Here is a 19845-nt window from a genome sequence, read left to right on the forward strand (position 1 = left end):
GCCTCGCTCCCCTCGGGCCGCTCACGGCGTGGCACCGGGCGTGGTCTCGTCACCGTCACCCTGGAGGCGCGGCAGCAGCACCTTGCCGATCTCGCCCAGCGCGTCCGGGCGTCCCATCTCGCCGTGCGAGTGGCCGACTGTCCGCACCTCGGGCTTGCCGCCGTCCAGATATGGCAGCCACAGCTCCGACGCGAGCTGGGCGTCGGTCTCCTGCGCGGCGAAGACGAGCGCGTCGCCGGCGAACCGGCCAGGCGTGTGCGCACGGGAGAGCGTGCCGTTGTTGAGGAAGATCCGGCAGATCGCGGCGACCCTCGACTCGTCGAACGTGGCCAGCAGCCCGGTGCGGTCCCGCGCGATCTCCAGGAACCTCGGGTATGTGAGCGTCTCACCGGCCCACGCCGCCGGGTCGTAGCCGAAGAACTCCAGCAGCAGCCCCAGGACCGTGCCCACGCCGCCGTCCGCCGGCGGTTCCGCCGCCACGGGTGTCCCGGCGCCGGACGCCGTCTGCGCACCGGAGGCGCCCTCCGGTCCCGAGGGGAAGGCGTCGAGCACCGACAGCAGTCCGACCCGCTCACCGCTCTTCTGCAGCTGCACGGCCATCTCGTGGGCCACCAGCCCGCCGAAGGACCAGCCCAGCAGGTGGTACGGGCCGGACGGCTGCACCTCGCGCACCTGTGCCAGGTAGTCCGCCGCCATCTCCCCGATCGTGGCCGGCAGCACCTCCGTACCGTCGAGACCGCGTGCCTGGAGCCCGTAGACGGGCTGTCCGGCCCCGAGGGACGTGGTGAGTCCCGCGTACGACCAGGCGATGCCGGCCGCCGGGTGTACGCAGAACAGCGGCGGCCGGCCGCCGGAGTCGCGCAGCGGCAGCAGCACCCCTATTCCGCTGGCGGCGTGCTCCCGGCCCTGCTCCTGATGCTCCGGATGCTCCGGATCAGCCTTCGGCTGCTCGCCCTGCTGCCCGCCGGAGGCCGTGGACGCGCCCGTGGCGGCTCCGACGGGCGCGGCGGCGCCTGCCGCGTCTCCGTCTCCCGACCCGGCGTCGCCGACGCGCCTCGCCGGGTCGTGTGCCGCGGTCGTGAGCAACTGCACGAAGCGGCTGGAGAGTGCCTCCACCCGGTCCCGCTGGAGAAGGTGCGGACGGTAGTCCAGGCGCAGGAAGAGGCGTTCGCCCCGTGCGGAGACGATGAGGCCGAGCGGATAGTGCGGGGCGTCGTCTCCGGAGGCGCCGGCGAGCGTGAGCCCGGGTGCCGGCTGCGCCGTCACGCCGTCGATGGGGTAGTTCTCGAAGGCCATCACGGTGTCGAACATGTCGCCCATGTTCGTGATGCCGCGGATCTCGCCGAGGCCGATGTGGTGGTACGGCATCAGCCGGGTCTGCTCCTGCTGGATCCGTACGAGCAGCGTGCCCAGCGACTCGTCCGGGACCATCCGCACCCGGGTCGGGACGGTGTTGATGAACAGCCCCACCATCGTCTCGACGCCCGGGAGTTCGGCAGGCCGGCCCGAGACCACGGACCCGAAGACCACGTCCTCGTTGCCCGTCTCCAGGCCCAGCAGCACTCCCCAGCACGTCTGCAGAACCGTGTTGAGCGTGACTCCGTGGCGGCGGGCCATCTCGACCAGCGCCGTCGTGGTCTCCTCGGTCAGTTCGACGGCCACGTGTGCCGCGGGCAGCGGCTGCCGGCCGTCCTCCTCCGGGGCGAGCCGCGTGGTGGTGGCCAGGCCCGACAGCGCGTCACGCCACGCGGCTTCCGCCTCGTCCCCCTCGACGTTCTCCAGCCAGGCGAGGTATTCGCGGAACGGCCTGATCGCCGGCAGGTCCTCGTCGCCGCCACCTGCTGCGCCGACGGCCTTGCGGTAGAGCGCGAACAGCTCCCGCACGAGGACGGGCAACGACCAGCCGTCCAGCAGGATGTGATGCGTGGTCAGCACCAGCTTCCAGCGGTTCACGCCGGTCGTGAGCAGCATCATGCGCACCATCGGCGGGCGTGCCGGATCGAAGGGGCGGCCACGCTCGGAGCGCATCATCCGATGCGACTCCGTCTCCAGCCGCTCCCCCGTGAAGCCGCTCAAGTCCGCCACCCGCCAGGGGAGTTCGGCATCGCCGCAGATCACCTGTACGGGCTGGCGCATGCCGTCGTGCACGAAGGCCGCGCGCAGATTGCCGTGACGCTGCAGCAGCGCCTGGGCGGCGTCCCGCATCAGCCGGGCGTCCAGGGTGCCCTCCAGGTCGAGCGCCAGCTGCACCGTGTAGAGGTTGTTCCTCGTCTCGTCAGCGGAGTCTCCGTGCTCGCCGTCGTCGCCGTCGTCGGCGAGCGCGCCCAGCAGCACGTGGTAGAGCATGCCCTGCTGCAGCGGGGAGAGCGGAAGGATCTCCTCAAGGTCCGGGTGTGCCTCCTCCAGCTCGTCGATCTCGTCCTGGTCGAGGCTCACCAGCGGGAAGTCCGAGGGTGTGCGTCCGCCGGCGCCGGGCTGCGCCGCGTACTCGGCGAGCGAGTCGAGGATCTCGAACCAGGCGTCCGCCAGGGCCCGTACGGCCTCGTCGTCGACGACGCCCTCCGGCCACACGAACGACACGGCCAGTTCGGTGCCGTCCTCGGCGTCCTGCGTAAGCGCGTTGATGGAGAGCGGGTGCGTCAGCGGCATGTCCGCGTCCGCCCCGGCGCTCATCGCGGTCTCCGGCGCCGGCGCCCAGTCGCGCTCACCCGCCGCGGCGGGCAGCAGGAACCGCCCGAAGTAGTTGAACCCGATGTGCCTGGGGGGCGCGGCGGCGAGCGCCGCCGACGTCTCCGGGTTCAGATAGCGCAGCAGGCCGAAGCCGATGCCCTTGTCCGGGATGGCGCGCAGCTGCTCCTTGACGCGCCGCAGGGCACGCCCAAGCTCCTGCCCGTAGCCCTGCCCGTCGCGCGGAGCCTCCGTGCCGGGCGCGAGCCGCACCGGATACATGCTGGTGAACCAGCCGACGGTGCGGGAGAGATCGGCGCCCGGTACGACGGGCTCACGGCCGTGGCCCTCCACGTCGATGAGCACGTCGCTCTCGCCTTCGGTGCCGAGGCAGCGCCGCACGGCGAGCGCGAGAGCGGTGAGCAGAACGTCGTTGATCTCGCAGTGGAACGCCGACGGGATGGTGGTGAAGAGGTGCCGGGCGCGCTCCGCCCCGTACGTCAGCACATGTGAACGCGCGCGGCCCGTGGTGTCGCGCGCAGGATCGAGCGGACGGTTCGCGAGCTGCGGCCCGTGCGTGGCGAGCATCCCGGTCCACAGCGGCAGTTCGGCGAGGCGCTGCTCCTCCTTCGCCTGCGCGGACAGGGCGCGTCCCCAGTGCCGGAGCGGCGTCTCGACGGGCTGGAGCCGGGGCTCCCTGCCGGATTCCAGGGCCTCGTACGCGGAGGACAAGTCGGGCACGATGATGCGCCAGGACACTCCGTCGACGGACAGGTGGTGTCCCATGAACATCAGCCGGCCGGGTGCCTCCGCTCCGGCGTCGAACCACAGGACCCGCACCATCGTGCCTGCCTGGACGTCCAGTTCCTCCTTGGCCCTGGCCGCCTCCCGGCCGATCGCGCCGGCCAGGTCGCCGCCCGATTCCGGCACGTCGATGCGGCGTATGCAGGAGGCCGCGGGCACCGAGCCGGGCGGGCGCACCACGAGCCGCCACTCCTTGCCGGACGTCTCCAGTCGCAGCCGCAGTGCGTCGTGGTGATCGAAGAGGACCTGTACGGCCTTCGTCAGCACGTCCTGGCGCAGACCGCCCGGCACCTGGAGCAGGACGGCCTGGTGGAACCCGTCGACGGGGCCGTCGAGTTCGCGCAGCCAGTGCACGATCGGGGTGAGCGGCACCTCGCCGACGCCGGACGTGGTCTCGCCGCCGCCCGCACCCCGCCCGGTCTCGCGCGCCACGGACGCGAGTGCCCTGACGGTCTTGTGCTCGAAGACGTCCTGCGGGGTGAGCACCAGCCCCGCCTTCCGCAGCTGGCTCACCAGCTGGATGGAGACGATGCTGTCGCCGCCGAGGTCGAAGAAGCTGTCGTCCGGGGCGACTTCGGGAAGCCGCAGCACCGAGGCGAAGACGTCGGCGACGACGTCCTCGCGTGACTCGGCGGGTTCCGTCGCGGCGGCGGGTTCCGTCACAGCAGCGGGGGCCGCGGCGGCGGGCTCGGCGGGCGGCGCGGCTGCGGTCTCCGGCGCCGCCGGAGGCATGGGCGCGTCGGCGGAGGCGGAGGCTTCGACCGGGGCGGAGGCCTCGGCGGGGGCCTCGGGCTCCGTCGGTGGGGCGGGCGCGAACTCGGGCTCGGGCTGCTCGGGCCGTACAGCTCGCTCGGCCGCGCCGGAGAGCGGGCCCGGCACGGGCAGCGCCTCGCGGTCGAGCTTGCCGCTGGGCGTACGGGGCAGCTCCGTGAGCACCGTGACGGCGCCGGGGACGAGGTACGCCGGAAGCCGTTCGGCGAGCCACTCCCGCAGCGCCTCGGGCTCAGCGTTCCCGCTCCCGTCCGCGGACGGCACGACGTAGGCAGTCAGCCTCTGCTCGCCCTCGGTGTCCTCGCGCACTGCGCACACCGCCTCGGCCACCCCGTCGTGGCGGCCGAGCACGGATTCGACTTCACCCAACTCGATCCGGAATCCACGGAACTTGACCTGTCCGTCGATCCGCCCGAGGAAGTCGAGCTGCCCGTCCTCCAGCCATCGCACGAGATCACCGGTGCGGTACATGCGCTCGCCGGGCGGGCCGAACGGGTCGGCCACGAAGCGTTCGGCGCTCAGTCCCGGCCGGCGCAGATAGCCGCGTGCCAGCCCCGCACCCGCCAGGTAGAGCTCGCCGGGCCTGCCCGGCTCCACCGGCTGCAGCGACCCGTCGAGCACATAGGTGCGTACGTGGCCGAGGGGCCGCCCGATCGGCGGCGTGACACCGTCCGGTGTGGACCCGTCGGCCCACGCGGTCGCGTACACGGTCGCCTCGGTGGGCCCGTACACGTTGAGCAGCCGGGTGCCGGGCATCGTCTTGCGCACGCGCTCGGCGAGGGAGACGGGAAGCGCCTCGCCGGCCATCGACAGCGCCGAGGCGGACAGGTCGAGCCCTCCGTACTCGGTGAGCTTGGCCAGTACCGAGGGGATCGCGCACACCAGCCCGCCGGACCAGCGCGGCGGGTCACCGTCCAGCAGCGCCAGCAGGTCCCTGACCACTTCGACCCGGCCGCCCGTCGTAAGCGCCGGGAAGATCTCGGCCACCGACACGTCGAAGCTGAACGACGTGGCGGCAAGCGTGTGTTGGAGCACGCCGGGGCCGAACTCGTCCCTCGCCCAGGCGATCAGCGCGCTCACGTTGCCGTGCGCGACGACGACGCCCTTGGGGGTTCCGCTGGAACCGGAGGTGTAGATGACGTATGCGGGGTGCGAGGGCAGCAGCGGTGCGGCACGGTCGGCGTCGGTCAGCGGTGCCGGCGAACGGCGCTCCAGCTCCTGCGCGGTACGGGCGTCGTCGAGGACGATCAGCGAGGCTCCGGCGATGTCGCGGTCCGCTCCGGCGGCGTCGGTCAGCACACAGGAAGGGCGTGCGTCGCGGACCATGAAGCGCAGCCGCTCCACCGGGTAGGCGGGGTCGAGCGGCAGGTATGCGGCACCGGCCTTCAGCACCGCGAGCATCGCGACGACGGTCCCGGCGGAACGGGGCAGCATCAGGCCCACGACGCGTTCGGGGCCCGCACCGCGTTCAACGAGCAGACGGGCCAGCCTGTTGGCGCGCTCGTCGAGTTCCCGGTACGTGAGGCTGCCCGAACGGTCGGTCAAGGCCACCGCGTCCGCGTGCCGGGCAGCCGCCTCCTCGAACAGGGCGGGCAGCAGGCCTCCCTGCGCCGAAGGCGCCGTCCCGCCGCCCTGCGCCCAGGACAGCACCGTCCGCCGCTCACCGGGGTCCAGCAGGTCCAGGGCACCCACCGGGCGCTCGGGAGCGTCGGCTGCCGCCGCCAGGAGACGCTCGAACCGCGCCCTGTGCGCGTCGAGTTCGGCAGCCGTGTAGCGGTCGGCCGCGCCGGTGAAGGTGATGCCGAGGGTGCGGTCGGCGGGGTCCTCGTCGATGACGACGCGCAGTTCCCCCGCTTCTTCGGCGCCGGTGCGCCGCACGGAGGCCGGGTGGTCGCCGAAGCGGATCTCGTGCGCCGCCGTGCGCACGTCGACGACCGGTCCGTACAGGCCGCCGCCCCGACCCGCGACACCGAGCCGGTCGCACAACTCCTCGTGCCGGAACCGCTGATGGCGCCGGACGCGGCGGCTCTCCAGCGCGACTTCCCGTACGAGCCGGGTGAAGGCGGTCCCCGGCGCCACGGTCGCCCGCAGCGCCGCCACGTCCCCGGCCGCGCCCGGGACCCGCCGGGAGGAGCGGCTGGTGCGGCCGTCGACGGGCAGGCCGAGCACCACGTCCGTGCCGCCGGTGAGCCGGTGCACGTACGCCGCCACGGCGGCCAGCAGCACCGCGCCGGGGTCGCTGCCGGTGTGCCGGGTCGCGTCCCGTACGCGTGCGCTCGCCTCCGCGGTGAGGGCTACGGTGCGTGAGCGCGCGTGGCCGGGCGAGGAGAAGACCGCCCGGTCGGCAACCGGCGGGCCGGTGGCGAGCGAGAGCGGCTCGGGCCGGCCGGCGTACCTGCTCAGCCAGAAGTCGCGGTCCTCGTCGGGCACTTGGGAGGCCCGGTACTCGGCGTCCTCCGCGTCCAGGGCCGACAGCGGTACGAGCCTGTCGTCGTCGTGCGGCCAGCCCTCCGTACGTGCCGTGTACACCTCGGCGACGCGACGGGTGACCAGGGCGCAGCCGAAGGCGTCCAGCACGGAGGGGTGATGGCGGTGGAACCAGCGGAAGCGGTCGCCCGCGAGGCGGATGAGCGCCTGGCCCGACAGTGCGCCTTGCGGCTCCAACGGCCGCGCCAGTTCGGCACGTTCCCACTCCTCCGCCGCCGCCACGGGGTCCGCCTCGGCACTGACGTCGACCAGCGGCAGTGGAAAGCCGCCGTCGGCCTCCAGGTGCGGCTCTCCCCCGTGCCGCGCACCGCCGTGCCCCTCGCCGTTCGCACCGCCGTGCCCCTCGCCGTTCGCTCCGCCGGGTGCTTCAGCGAGCTGGGGGCCGTTGGCGTCACCCTGTGTGGCGGCGTTCTCCGCGACGCGCAGGCGCAGCGCCTCGCTCTCCCCCGTCACCGTGCGCACCGCGTCCTCGAACAGCGCGGTGTCCAACGGGCCGCGTATCTCGACGACTTCGGCGACGCACCGGCCGGCGCATCCGGCGGCGGCGCCCGGCGTGCGGCGCCAGACCTCCCGCCCGGCCGGTGACATCGGGACGCGCGCGGTGTGGTGGTCAGCCATGGCTGGTTTCTCCCCGTGGGACGAGCGGGCTGCTGGGATAGGTGTGGAAACCCCGGCCGGCCTTGCGGCCGACGCTGCCGTCGGCGACGAGCTTCGCCAGCAGGGGGCACGGCTGGAAGCGTTCGTCGCCGGTGTGCTCCCGGAGCACGTCGAGGGTGTCGACGACGGTGTCGAGTCCGATGAGGTCGCCGGTGCGCAGCGGCCCCATCGGGTGGCCGAAGCACTCCTGGAAGACGCGGTCGACGGTCTCGGCGTCCGCGGTTCCCTCGTGGAGCACGTACGCCGCCTCGTTGACGGTCAGCATCAGGACACGGTTGGTCACAAACCCGGGTCCGTCGCCCACGACGAGGGGCTTCTTGCCGATGCCCTCCAGGAGGCGCAGCGTGCGCGCGAGGGTGTCTTCGCTCGTGTGCGGTGAACGCGCCACCTCTACGGCGTCCTTGAGCGGTGCGGGGTTCATGAAGTGCGTGCCGACGACCCGGTCGGGACGGCCGGTGAAGGACCCGAGACGGGCGACGGGGATGGCCGACGTGCACGACGCGAAGACCGTCTCCTGCGGGCACAGACCGTCGAGTGCCCGCAGGATCTCCTCCTTGAGCGGCTCCCGCTCGCGCGCGCACTCGACGACGAAGGACGCCTGTGCCAGATCGGACAGCTCCGCGGAGAAGTCCACGAGCCGCACCGCGGCGGCGGGGCCGTCCGGCTCCGCCCGCTGACCGGGACATGCCGGTCCTGCCGCGTCGCCGCCGCCGTCCTGAGGAGCGTTCCGCTGCCGCGCACCGCCGGTCTGTCCGCCGCGCAGCAGGCTCTTCAGCCGCAGCCCTGCCCGCAGCCTCGCCGCACCGCCCCGGCGCGCCTCCGCGTCGGGGTCGACGACCACGACGCGATGGCCGGCCTGTGCGAAGCACTGGGCCACTCCGGCGCCCATGGTGCCGGCGCCGACGACCCCCACGACCGGGCCTTCCGGTGCTGCCGGCTCGATGTCCTTGCGTTCGCCCACTGTCGCGTGGCCTCCTTCGGTCCGTTCCGTTCGGGGGTCAGCGGGCGTGCGGCCCGGCGTGCGGGGACGCGGCGGCGGGCCACAACTCGCTGAGCGGTACGGCGGGTTCGCGCAGTCCGAGCCGCAGCAGCGTGACGAGGCCGTCGGCCATGGCTGCAACGGTCCCGGCGTCGAACAGCTCCGTGCGGTAGTCCACGGAGACGTTCAGCGAGCCGGGGCCGGGCCCCTCCAGCACCGACCAAGCCAGGTCGTGCCGGCTCGGGGCGGCCTCCGCGGGGACCATCAGCCGGGCGGCGCCCGAGCCGGGCCACGTCACTCCCCGCACGTCGAGACCCGACGCGGAGCCGAGGTCCTGCGGCAGCGCGTGGTGGGCGTAGGTGACGTCGAAGAGCGGCGCCCGCCCCGGCTGCCGCGGCAGCCGCAGGGCCCGTACGACGTCCTCGAACGGCACGTCGGCGCGGGCCTCGGCGGCTGCGATCACTGCGCGGACGCGGGCGGTGAGGGCGTCGAAGCCGGGCTCGTCGCAGGAATCGATGCGCAGAGCAAGGGGGTTGGCGAACGGGCCGACGAGTTCACCGAGAGGTGGACGGTCCGCGCCCGAACCCTCCGGGCGCGGCGAATCGGTGTCGGGGGCCGCCTCGGTGAGGCCGATGACCACCTCGTCCGCACCTGAGCGGAGGGACAGCAGCGTCGCGATACCGGCGAGGAGCCGCTCCCGTGCGCCGCTGCGGATCAGCTCAGCGGCCAGCGGCGCCGGGATGCGGAAGCCGTGGGACGCGCTCGCGTGCGTACCGCGCATGGGCCGCGGCCTGTCGGCGGGCGCCTCGAAGGCCTTGAGCGAGGCCAGCCTCTCGTGCCAGTAGGCGAGTTGACCGTCCAGCAGTCCGTCGGCCCGCAGGCTGCGCTGCCACCGCGCATAGTCGTTGTAGGTGACGGGGAGCGCGGCGGGCTCCGGCGGCACGCCGCCCGAGCGGACGGCGTAGAAGGAGAGCAGGTCGCCGAAGAACACGCCGGGCTGCGCACCGTCGTAGACCTCACGGTGCGTGGTGACCACGAGGATGTGGTCGGCGGTGCCCGTCGTCATCAGCAGCGCCCTCAGCGGGGAGCCCGTTGCCGGGTCGATGGCAGCACGGCCGTGCGCGGCTGCCAGGTCACGCGCGGCCGCCTTCGGGTCCGTACGGCCGGAGACGTCCACCGCGCTGAAGAAGCCGGCGGCGGCGTCCCGCGCGAACGGGGAGAGCGTCTGCCCGGTCGGGACCGGGAAGCGGGTCCGCAGGACGTCGTGCCGCTCCGTCAGATCGTCGAACGCCGCTCGCAGTACCTCCGCGTCGACGTCGCCGCGCAGCCGCAGGCAGGCGGAGACGGCGTCGGAGGAAGGTGGAGTGGGCGCCAGGGCTGTGGCTGGTGCTGTGGCTGAGGCTGGGGCGGGTGTCCGGGCGGTGCCGCCGCGCTCCCCCTCCTCGGGCGGACCGGCGGGCAGCTCCCGGTGGTCGGTGTCCGCGTCGTCGGCGGCGGCCCGCAGCAAGTCCAGCAGGGACCGGGTCATCGCGGTGACGGTCCCGGCGTCGAAGAGCTGGGTGCTGTACTCCAGGGCGACCTCCAGCTCTTCGACGTCCGGGCGTTCCGCGACGACCATCGTCAGGTCGAACTTGGCCGTGCCCGGCGGCAGTCCGGGGAACAGCGGCGTCTCGTCCTCCACGCCGCCGGGACGCCCGGGGTTGAACGTGCTCTCGCCGAAGGAGAAGTGGGGCGGCAGCGTCTGATGCACGTACATCACGTCGAAGATCGGGTTCCGGCTCGGGTCGCGGTCCGGTGCGACCTCCCGTACGACCCTGTCGAACGGGATCTCCTGGTTCTCCATCGCTCCCAGCACGACGGCCCGTACGCGGCGGAGCAGTTCGCGGAAGGTGGCGTCGCCCGAGAGGTCCGAGCGCAGGGCGATGGTGTTGTTGAAGAAGCCGAGCAGCCCCCACAGTTCGGGCCTGCTGCGGCCGACGGTGGGCGTGCCGACCACGATGTCCCGCTGGCCCGACCAGCGGGAGAGCAGCACGTTGAGCCCGGTGAGGATCACCATGAAGAGGGTGGCCGTCTCGGCGCTGCCCAACGCCCGCAGCTTGCGGACGAGTTCGGCGGGGACGGTGAAGCCGTACGTGGCGCCGGCGAAGTCCATGCGTGCGGCTCGCGGCCGGTCGGTGGGCAGTTCCAGGGCGGGCGGGTCGTGCAACTGCTCGCGCCAGTAGTCCAGTTCACCGTCGAGCAGCGAGCCCTCCAGCAGGTCGCGCTGCCACCGGGCATAGTCCCTGTACTGCACGGGCAGCGGCTCGGGCCGGTGTACGCGGCCCTCGCAGCGGGCCTCGTAGAACTGGAGCAGTTCGCCCATGAGGATCTGCGGGGCCCAGCCGTCGTTCACGCCGTGGTGCATGGTCCAGCAGAAGAGGTAGTCACCGGGTGCGATGCGTACGACCGTGACCCGGACCAGCGGGTCGCGGGCCACGTCGAAGACCCAGTGGGTCTCCTTCTGCACGGCGGAGCGGGCCGCCGCCTCCGGGTCCGGTTCGCCCGAGACGTCCAGCACGCGGAAGAAGTCGCCGAGTTCGGGACGTACGACCAGCTGCGGACGGCCGTCGGCCTCGGCGAAGTTGGAACGGAGTGCCTCGTGCCGCTGGGCGAGGTCCTCCCATGCGAGCCGCAGCGCTTCGAGGTCCGGCTCGCCACGCAGCCGGGAGGCGCCGGGCAGGTTGTAGAGGGTCGTGCCCGGATCGAGCTGGTGGTGGAACCACATGCGCTCCTGCCCGTAGGAGAGCGTCGGTTCCTGGCCCGGGCGGACCGGCGGCAGTCTGTGCATGTCGGCGGAGGCGGAGCGAGAAGCAGCCGCGGAGGCGGACGCGGAAGCCGCCGCGGACGACGGGGAGGTGCCCGGTTCGGCTGCGGAGCCGTCGCGAGTCGTGAGGTGCCCGCCCGCTTCGCCCGCCGGTTGCGGCATGCGGTCGGCGACGGCGGAGGCGAGGTCCGACACGAGCGGGTGGGCGTAGATGTCGACGAGCTTGAGGGAGGCGCCGTACCGGCTGAGCACGCGCTCGATGAGCTGCAGGGCGATGACGGAGTTGCCGCCGATGGAGAAGTAGTCGGCGTCCGGGGCCACTTCGTCCGCGTAGAGCAGTCCGGCGAGGGTCCGGCGCAGCCATGGCAGCACGTCCGCCCGCGGTCCGTGCGGAGCGGACGCGGCGACCGGATCGGGCTCGGCGGGCGGCTGCTCGACCGGTTCGGACTTGGGCGATTCGGTCGGTCCCGCCGTTGCGGCCGGTACGGTCGGTCCGGCCGGTTTCGGCACAGCCGCTTCGGGCGCGCCGCCCGAAGGCTCCGACGCCCCGGCCGCCGGAGCGGGCACCGGCGCCGTTGCGGGCGCTCGCTCTCCCGGAGCGGGGACGGACGCAGGCGGCTGCTCCTGACCTGCCCGGGGCTCCTGCGGTGCGGGTTCGGGGAGGTCGAAGCGTACGACGTCGCCCAGCGGGCGCGCCCAGCAGCGGACACCACGGAACGGATGCCCCGGCAGCGGGACCCTGCGGGGTTCAGACGTACGGTCCTTCGGCCTCAACGCCGTCCAGTCGAGGGCGACTTGGGCCTCATAGAGCCGGCCCAGCGCCGCCAGCACGTCCTCGGGGCCGTCCCCGAGGGGGATGACCCGGGCGTCGGTGCGCCCGTAGAGGTGCTCGGCGAGCTGGTCGCTGATCTCACCCCGGGCGGCGAGCTCGACGAACACCACCGGCCCGGAGGCGAGTTGTTCCTCCACGGCGGCATGGAGCCGGTCGCGCCGGAGCGGGCCCCCGAAGGGGCCGCCCTCATCGCCGTCACTCTCGCCGTCGCCGGTCCACTCGTTCGTCGCCCTCGTGAGCGCCTGCGTGTCGGCGGCCGTCAGTCTGCCCTGCAGATGCCGCACCGCGTAGCGCGAGGCGCCGGAGCTGATGAGCCCGTCCACACGCACCCCGGCCTCCTTGAGCCGTTCGTGCGCGGCGAGTTGGGCACGTACCCGTGCGGCGGGGCCGGCGGGCAGGGGCAGCCGGTCGGGCAGCGGCGCGCCCTCGCCGGCCGGTGCTCCGGTGGCGTCGCCGGAGAGCAGCAGTACGACGCGGGGTGCCCCGACGGGACCGCCCCCCGCAGGCCTCGGTGTCTCCGCGTTGGAGCCGGCAGGGGCCTCCCCGCCGGAGGCAGGGGAAGAAGCCTCCAGTCGCCGCCAGGTGACCTGGGCGGCCAGTTTCAGCGCCAGGTCCGCGACCGTACGCGCCACCACGCCCATTCGGTGCCCGTGATGGTCCCTGCCTTCGTTCAGCGTCCTCGCGACGTCGGCCAACGACCATGGCGCGTCGCGCAGTTCGAGCGACAGCCGCTCGCACAGCGTCACCAGGTCGTCGGCGCTGCGCGCCGAGACGCCGATCAGTTGCGGCTGCTCTCCGCAGGGCGTCTCCCGCTCGGCCGCCGCGGGCGACTGCTCGACCACGCAGTGCGCGTTGATGCCGCCGAGGCTGAAGGAGCTGACGCCCGCTCTGCGCACGTCGGCCTTCCAGGCCCGCCCCGACGTCACCACGTCGAGCCGTGCGGCCCGGAGGTCGACGTCCGCGGCCGGGCGCGTGAAGTGCAGCGTCGGGTACAGCTCCGCGTGCCGTACGCTGAGCACCGTCTTGACGAGGCCGGCGATCCCGGCCGCATGGTCCAGGTGCCCGAGGTTGGTCTTCACGGAGCCGACCGGCAGATCCCCGGAGGCCCCCGCGGCTCCGGAGCGGGCGAGAGCCAGCCCTTCCACCTCGACGGCGTCGCCCAGGCGGGTGCCTGATCCGTGCGCCTCGACATAGCCGGCGGTCGCGATGTCCACGCCCGCGTTCTGCCACGCCTTCCTGATCACCTCGGCCTGTGACCTGGCGCTGGGCGTGGCGATGGTCGCGGAGTGCCGCCCGTTGTGCACGACCGCGCTTCCGCGGATCACCGCGTGGATGAACGCGCCCTCCTCCAGGGCCCGTTCCAAGGTGGTGAGCAGCAGTACGGCTCCGCCCTCGCCGCCCGCGGCGCCGTCGGCCCGCTCGTCGAAGGCGCGGCACTTGGCCGTCGGGGAGGCGATGCCGGGAAAGGCACCGACCGTGGCCGCGGGCGGCACCACGTGACGTACGCTCACTCCGCCGGCGACGGCGAAGTCGGCGTCGCCGTCGCGCAGTTCACGTGAAGCCTGGTGCACGGCGACGAGCGATCCGTTGCATCCGGTGTCCACGCCGTAGCAGGGGCCGGTGAGCCCGAACAGGTGTGAGACACGGGCGGGCAGGCCGCACGGGATGTTCCCGATCATGCTGAGGGTGCCGACTTCCCGCACCAGCGGCGCGTAGCCGTTGCTGGGCGAGCTGAAGATGACGGCCGTACGTGAGTCGCGCATCCGCGATGCCGCGTATCCGGCGTTCTCCAGGGCCTCGTGGGTGAGTTGCAGCGCCAGCCGGTGCTGGGGGTCGGTCACCTCCGCCTCGCGCCGCGACAGCCCGAAGAACTCGTGGTCGAACAGGTCGATACGGTCCAGGTACCCCTGGTGCGGATAGCCGGCGGCGGGGTCCTGGCAGCTCGCCTCGATACGTTCGCGCGGCATGGCACGCACCGAGTCGCGGCCGGCGCGCAGGTTCGCACGGAACCCGGTGAGGGTGTCGGCCTGCGGGAAACGGGTGGATATCCCGATCACCGCGATGCCGGCGCGTCCGCTTGTCGCGCTGACCGTCCCGCTCATCCCGATCTCTCCCGCCTTTCCGTTCATGGACAGCTCACCGGCACCGGCCGGGTCACGGGCAACCCGCTTCACAACTCGTAGGCGGCGGGCAGGTCTTCGTCCCCCGGGCCCGTCGCCCCCAGCCGGGACGTGACCGCCTCCGCCTGTGCTGAGATCGTCGTCAGGTCGAACAGCTCACCCACCCGCAGCACGCCGGGCCACTGCTGATCCAGCCGCTTGTGCAGGTCGATGACTCTGAGCGAACTGCCGCCCACCGCGAAGAAGTTGTCGTGCGGCCGCGACTCGCCGTGGCCGAGCACGGCCGCCCAGATCTCCGTGACGCTCCGCAGGTGATCCGCCGCGGCGGAGGCGGCCTCGCCCCGTGCAGCTACGTCTGCTTCGCCCCCGCTTCGTGCGACCGCTGCGCCGCGTGCCCCGGACGCCGCCTCGGGGATCAGCGCCTTCAGTGCCGCGCGGTCCGCCTTGCCGCTGGCGTTGAGCGGCATCCGCTCCAGCGTGTGGAAGAGCACCGGCACGGCCTGCTCGACGAGGTAATCGCCGCAGTGTGCGCGCAGGTCCGGCCAGGACGGTGTGCAGTCACCGGGAGCCACGGGCGTGAGGAAAGCGACGAGCCTGGGCTCCGCTCCGGAGGTGTCGTGCACGACGACCGCCTGCCCCACCCCGGGGTGGCACTCCAACGCGGCCTCGGTCTCGCCCAGTTCCACCCGGGTGCCGCGGATCTTCACCTGGTGGTCTGTTCTGCCGTGGCAGTGCAGCGCGCCCGTCTCGTCGACGTGCGCGATATCGCCCGTACGGTACAGGCGCGCTCCGGGCCGTCCGTACGGGTCCGCAACGAACCGCTCGGCGGTCCTGCCGGGCTGCCCGGCGTAGCCGAGCGCCACGAACCCGCCGCCGATGTACAGCTCCCCCCGCTCTCCCGCGGGCACTTCGCGCAGCCGCTCGTCGAGCACGCGCGCCTCGGCGCCCTCCCAGGGCCTGCCGATGGGTATCCGCTGCCAGGACGGGTCGAGACCGGGCTGGACGGTGCAGGAGATGGTCGTCTCAGTGGGGCCGTACTCGTTCGCCAGCGGAGTGCCGGGCAGCCGCTCGTGGTGGAGGCGGACCAGATCCTGGGTGCACGGCTCGCCCGCGACGACGACCAGCCGCAGGGTGTCCGGCAGCAGCCGGCTCTCCTCCAGCAGCGCCCGGTAGTAGGAGGGTACGACGATGAGATGCGTGGCCTTGAACTCCCCTGCCAGCCGGGCCAGTTCGTGCACCTGCTTCAGCTGCTTCTCGTCGGGGAGGAGCAGCGTGTGGCCGCCTGCGAACGACCAGAACATGCCGCCCAGCATCCCGTCGAACGACATCCGCATCGCCATCAGGAACGTGGAGCGGCCGGAGCCGTAGACCGATCCCCTCGGGCTGATCGACGTGGCCAGCTGGCCCCGGCTGACCATCACGCCCTTCGGGGCTCCGGTGGATCCCGAAGTGCAGACGATGTAGGCGGGCGCAGTATCGGGTACGCCGGTGGCGTCGTGGTACGAGGTGCCCGCTGAGAGGGACGCCTCGCCCTCCAGGACGAGTTCGCGCACTTCCAGCCCGGCCACGTCCAGCAGATGTGGAGCGGAGGGCACGCTCGCCGGCACCGGGTCGGGACCTGAGCTGATCACCACCGCACAGTCGGTATCGGCGAGCAGCGCCCGCAGCCTGCTCGGCGGCTGGTCCGGTTCCACTACCGCCCACGCCGCTCCGGTGCGCAGTGCGGCGAGGATTCCCGTGACGGCGAGGGCGTTCTGTTCGAGGCGGATGCACACGAGGCGGCCGGGTCCCGTGCCGCGTCGCCGCAGCCGGTCCGCCAACGCCGCGGACGCCAGGTCGAGTTCCCGGTACGTCAGCTCCACGCCGCCGACGATCAACGCGGTCGCGGCGGGCGCACGCCGGGCCTGCCGCAGGAACCGCTCCAGGAGGGACGGCTGCGGCGCGCCGGCCGCGTCCGGCTGTGCGGCCCTCACCTCGGCTCGCTCTTCCACGGACTCGTGCGCCACTGTGGTCTCACCTCAGTCCGTTCCGCTGACGACTCGTACATGGCTGTGCCGCGGCGGCGCCAGGCTGCCGGGATCGGCTGCGAGGACGAGCGGCCCGCCGGCTTCTTGTTCGTCCGCGACGGGGGCGAAGCCCGCGAACCGCAGCGTCACCAGCATGTTGCGGTTGGTCTCCGTGGGCACGAAGTGCGCGACGGGCCGTCGTCCACCCGCCGCCGCGTCCCGGACGAGGTGGTCGAGGAGCACGGCGCCCACGCCTCTGGAGGCGACCCGGCACGACATCAGCATCAGGCGGAGCACCGCGTCGTCCGCGGTGAGTTCGGTCACGGCCAGGCCGATGATCCCGTAGTCGCCGAATCCGTCGCGGAGTTCGGCGACCTCAACCCGGTGACCGTCCGATGCCGCCAGCTCCCTCAGCTCGTCCGCGTCGTACGTCAGACCCGAGGTGTTGAGCTGATGTGTCCGTACGGTCAGTTCGCTGGCCCGTGACAGGTCGTCCTCGGTGGCGTCCCGTACGGTCATCTCCAGGCCGAGCGAGGCGAGGAAGCCCTGCCGGTCGGCGCCGAACTCCTCCTCGGCCGCCTGGCGTCGCCGTTCGGTGCGGTAGAGCTGCCGGCGCCTGCCGGCCTCTTCCGTGACGAACTCCGGCTGGAACTCGGCCAGATCGGGCAGCGCTGCGGCCTGGTCCGCCGGGTAGCAGCGGACCGTGGGCAGCGCGGACGCCACCTCGGCGCGCTCCACCGGGTCGTTGTCGACGAACGCCACGGTGTCGAGGCCTATGTTGAGACCTTCCGCGATGCGGCGGACCGCGCCGGACTTGGTGCCCCAGCCCACCTGCACGTCGCAGAACCACTCCTCCAGGCCGTGCCGTCCGAGATGGCGGGAGGTGACGGAGTACTCGCCGCGGCCGGCGGCGGCGTGCACGATGCCCCGCTCGTCCAGCGCGCGCAGCGTCTTGAGCGCGGAGGGAAACGGCTCCGGCTCGTCGCCTTCCAGCACGACCCCGTCCCACAAGGTGTCGTCGAGGTCCCACACCAGGCACTTGACGACGGGTGGGACCGGTGCGTCCGCGGCGGCCGTCATGCCCGCACCTCCGCGGCCGGGGAAGCCGTGCCGGGCGACGCCGTGGCCGTGCCCGCGTGGCGGCGCATCAGCTGCTCGGCAATGTGGAGTTCGGCCACCTGCTGCGCTCCTTCGATGATCTCCATGACCTTCGCGTCCCGGAAGTGCCGCCCGGCCCGGCTGTCCGGCTCGCAGCCGGCCGAGCCGAGGATCTGCACGGCCGTGCTGCTCGCGGAAGCGGCCGCCGCGGCGGCGGCGTACTTGGCGACGATGGTCTCCGTCACCGACCCCGGCGCGCCGCCGGCCCGGAACTCGGCGGCCCGGCGGGCGAGTTCACGCGCCCCCGCGGTCTCGACGGCCGCCTTCGCGAGCAGCGCCCGCACCGACTGATGGCCGGCAAGTGCAACGCCTCCCTGCGTACGGGCGGCCGCGTGCGCGGTGGCGTCCTCGAGGCACGCCTCGGCCATCCCGACGCAGCCCCATGCCACGGTGAACCGCCCGTGGTCGAGGGCCGTGGCGGCGACGTGGGAGAGTCCCAGCCCGGAGGGCGCGACGAGATTGCTCCGCGGTACGCGCACCCCGTCGAGGCCGATGTGAGCGATCTGCGCGGCCCGCATGCCGAGCTGGCCGCCGACTGGCTCCCTGCTGACGCCCTCGCGGTCCGCCTCGACGACCACCGCGGCCGGCTTGCCCTGGTCCTGCCCCAGCACCAGAAGCAGCTGTGCGACCTGCCCGAAGGTGATCCACTTCTTGTGTCCGGTGACCGTCACATGCTCACCGTCGCCGGCGTCCTCGATGCGGGTGCGGACGGCCGAAAGGGCGCTGCCCGCGGCCTCCTCGGTGGCGGCGAAGCCCGCGGTCAGCTCACCGCCCGCCAGCAGTGGCAGCCACCGGGCACGCTGTTCCCTGGTCCCCCAGCGGTGCAGTGCCGCCGCGACCATCCCCTGCACCGTGACCAGTCCGCGCAGCGCGCTGCACACGCCGCCCAAGTGCGCGCAGATCTCGCCCAGTTCGGCGGGGGAGACGCCCGGTCCGCCGTAGTGCTCAGGCAGCCCGGCCCCGAGCAGGCCCACGGCGGCGGCCTCTTCGCGTGCGCCTGCGGGCAGTCCGCCATCGCGGTCCCAGCCGGCGGCGCGGCCCCGTACCTCCGAGGCGAACCGGGCCGCCTCGGCGACGACCGCCGGACTCCCCGTCCCCGATGCCCGGTTCACCGGTTCTCGGTGAATTCGGGCGAACCGGTCTTGCGCCGCACGAACCGGGTGATGCGGTTCGCCGTACGGAAGCTCTCCAGGTCGAGGTCCTCGACCTCCACGATGAGGGAGAAGCGGCCCTCGACGAAGGTCACCAGTTCCAGCGCGAAGAGCGAGTCCGCGAGGCCGAGTTCGAAGTAGTCGTCGTCCGGGCCGACTTCGCTGCGCAGCGCCGCGGAGAGGAACTCCGTGATCTCCCGCGTGATGTCGTTCACTGTGCGTGCGCTCCCGTCTCGGGCTGAGGTCCGATCTCGGCCAGCAGCACGCTCCACGCCGCCACCGGGCTCACGTTGATCAGCACGGCGTGGTCTCCCTCGGTGAGTTCACCGCGCTCAATCGCCGTGTAGAGGTTGAGGAACACGTCGTTGGGGCCCAGATGTCCGTAGCGCCGCAGGTTCTCCCGGCAGACCGGCATGATGCCGATCCCGAGGGACTCCTCGGTGAAGGTGAACCCGGCCGCGGACAGGTTCTGGCTGAGGTGGCCGCGGATGTCGCCGGGCTTCAGCCCGTTGCGCTCCAGCAGCCCGCTCAGCAGGCCCGACAGCCTGCCGCGGCTCTCCATCGCGAGCCGGAATGAGTACGTGGAGGGGTCACGGCACACCTCCTGCCACTGGTCGGCCGGCCGGTCGCGGTACTCCACGTGGAAGAGGTCCCAGTGCTCCCCGTTGGTCTCCTGGACGATGTCCAGGAGCCGCACCGGGGCGGGGCCGGAGTCGCCACGGGAGAGCAGCAGCGCCTGCCCACCGTCCCCGTTCACCGTCACGGGGTGGCGGTAGCGGCCCGCGGCGGCCGGCTTGCTGCCGTGCACGACGAGCACGTCGCCCAAGTCCCGGTCGGCGCACATGAGTCCGCGTGCCGCCAGCAGCGCGGGCGTGATCGAGACGCAGCCCAGGCCGCCCACCGTGAAGGTGACCGCCCTCTCCGCACCCAGCAGATGCTGCAGCCTGGTCGCCTCGGAACTGAGCAGCGTCTCCGGAGCACGCGGCTCCACGACGATCAGTGCGCCCAGGTCACGTGCGGCGAGCCCCGCCCGGTCGAGCGCCTCGCGTGCGGCGAGTTCGCCGAGTGCCGCCGCGTTCAGGCCGTCGTCCGCCCGTACCGTCTCGATGCCCAGGGCGAGGCACGTACTCCGCTCGCTCGCGCCCAGCGACGCCAGTTCGGCCAGGTCCGGCACCGCCACAGCCGTTTCGGGCACATGCCAGGCGGCGCTCCGCACGGCCACCGGAAACGCGCGTTCTCCCGCGACTTGAGGCGTCACGCATCCTCCCCGAATTCTTCTGGTCGGGCGGGATGCTACAGGCACGGCCCGGCCGGGAGAAGGGAGGAGATCGAGAATGGAGATTCACCGCGAAAGGCGCCCGCTCCGCCGCGGTTTCCTGTATTGGAGAGGACTCCGGACGCCTCCGCAGG

8 protein-coding genes are annotated in these 19845 nt (G+C 72.9%); all 8 read right to left on the bottom strand.

Annotation, left to right across the window (positions count from 1 at the left end; translation table 11 throughout):
• Window positions 1-21: 21 nt before the first annotated feature.
• Genes ACSMXX_RS00370 through ACSMXX_RS00405 form a run of 8 tightly spaced genes read right to left on the bottom strand, consistent with a single transcriptional unit; the run spans window position 22 to window position 19693 of the window.
• A complete protein-coding gene (locus ACSMXX_RS00370) occupies window positions 22-7347 on the bottom strand; it encodes an amino acid adenylation domain-containing protein (RefSeq protein ID WP_473181993.1) in 7326 nt (2441 codons plus the stop codon).
• On the bottom strand, window positions 7340-8347 hold the full coding sequence (locus tag ACSMXX_RS00375; RefSeq protein ID WP_473181994.1) for a 3-hydroxyacyl-CoA dehydrogenase family protein: 1008 nt from the start codon (window positions 8345-8347) through the stop codon (window positions 7340-7342). The genes ACSMXX_RS00370 and ACSMXX_RS00375 overlap by 8 nt, the downstream gene beginning before the upstream one ends.
• 37 nt (window positions 8348-8384) lie before the next feature.
• Complete coding sequence (locus ACSMXX_RS00380; RefSeq protein WP_473181995.1) at window positions 8385-14129, bottom strand: condensation domain-containing protein; 5745 nt, start codon at window positions 14127-14129, stop codon at window positions 8385-8387.
• A 41-nt stretch (window positions 14130-14170) separates the two neighbouring features.
• Window positions 14171-16126 carry a non-ribosomal peptide synthetase gene (locus ACSMXX_RS00385; protein WP_473181996.1) on the bottom strand — a complete coding sequence of 652 codons (1956 nt, stop codon included), beginning with the start codon at window positions 16124-16126 and terminating at the stop codon, window positions 14171-14173.
• Between the two features lie 12 nt (window positions 16127-16138).
• Complete coding sequence (locus ACSMXX_RS00390; RefSeq protein ID WP_473181997.1) at window positions 16139-17206, bottom strand: HAD-IIIC family phosphatase; 1068 nt, start codon at window positions 17204-17206, stop codon at window positions 16139-16141.
• Window positions 17203-18396, bottom strand: a complete 1194-nt coding sequence (locus ACSMXX_RS00395) for an acyl-CoA dehydrogenase family protein (protein WP_473181998.1) — start codon at window positions 18394-18396, stop codon at window positions 17203-17205. The genes ACSMXX_RS00390 and ACSMXX_RS00395 overlap by 4 nt, the downstream gene beginning before the upstream one ends.
• Complete coding sequence (locus ACSMXX_RS00400; protein WP_473181999.1) at window positions 18393-18650, bottom strand: acyl carrier protein; 258 nt, start codon at window positions 18648-18650, stop codon at window positions 18393-18395. Before ACSMXX_RS00400 ends, ACSMXX_RS00395 begins: the two co-directional genes overlap by 4 nt.
• The gene (locus ACSMXX_RS00405; RefSeq protein WP_473182000.1) at window positions 18647-19693 is read right to left on the bottom strand and encodes a 3-oxoacyl-ACP synthase; all 1047 of its coding nucleotides are present in this window, start codon (window positions 19691-19693) and stop codon (window positions 18647-18649) included. The genes ACSMXX_RS00400 and ACSMXX_RS00405 overlap by 4 nt, the downstream gene beginning before the upstream one ends.
• Window positions 19694-19845 lie beyond the last annotated feature (152 nt).

The sequence above is a fragment of the Streptomyces sp. DSM 116795 genome (assembly GCF_055792905.1).

Excerpts from the sequence above, each read along its gene's own strand:
- ACSMXX_RS00390 (WP_473181997.1), bottom strand. The coding sequence starts at position 17,206 with ATGACGGCCGCCGCGGACGCACCGGTCCCACCCGTCGTCAAGTGCCTG.
- ACSMXX_RS00370 (WP_473181993.1), bottom strand. The coding sequence starts at position 7,347 with ATGGCTGACCACCACACCGCGCGCGTCCCGATGTCACCGGCCGGGCGG.
- ACSMXX_RS00380 (WP_473181995.1), bottom strand. The coding sequence starts at position 14,129 with ATGAACGGAAAGGCGGGAGAGATCGGGATGAGCGGGACGGTCAGCGCG.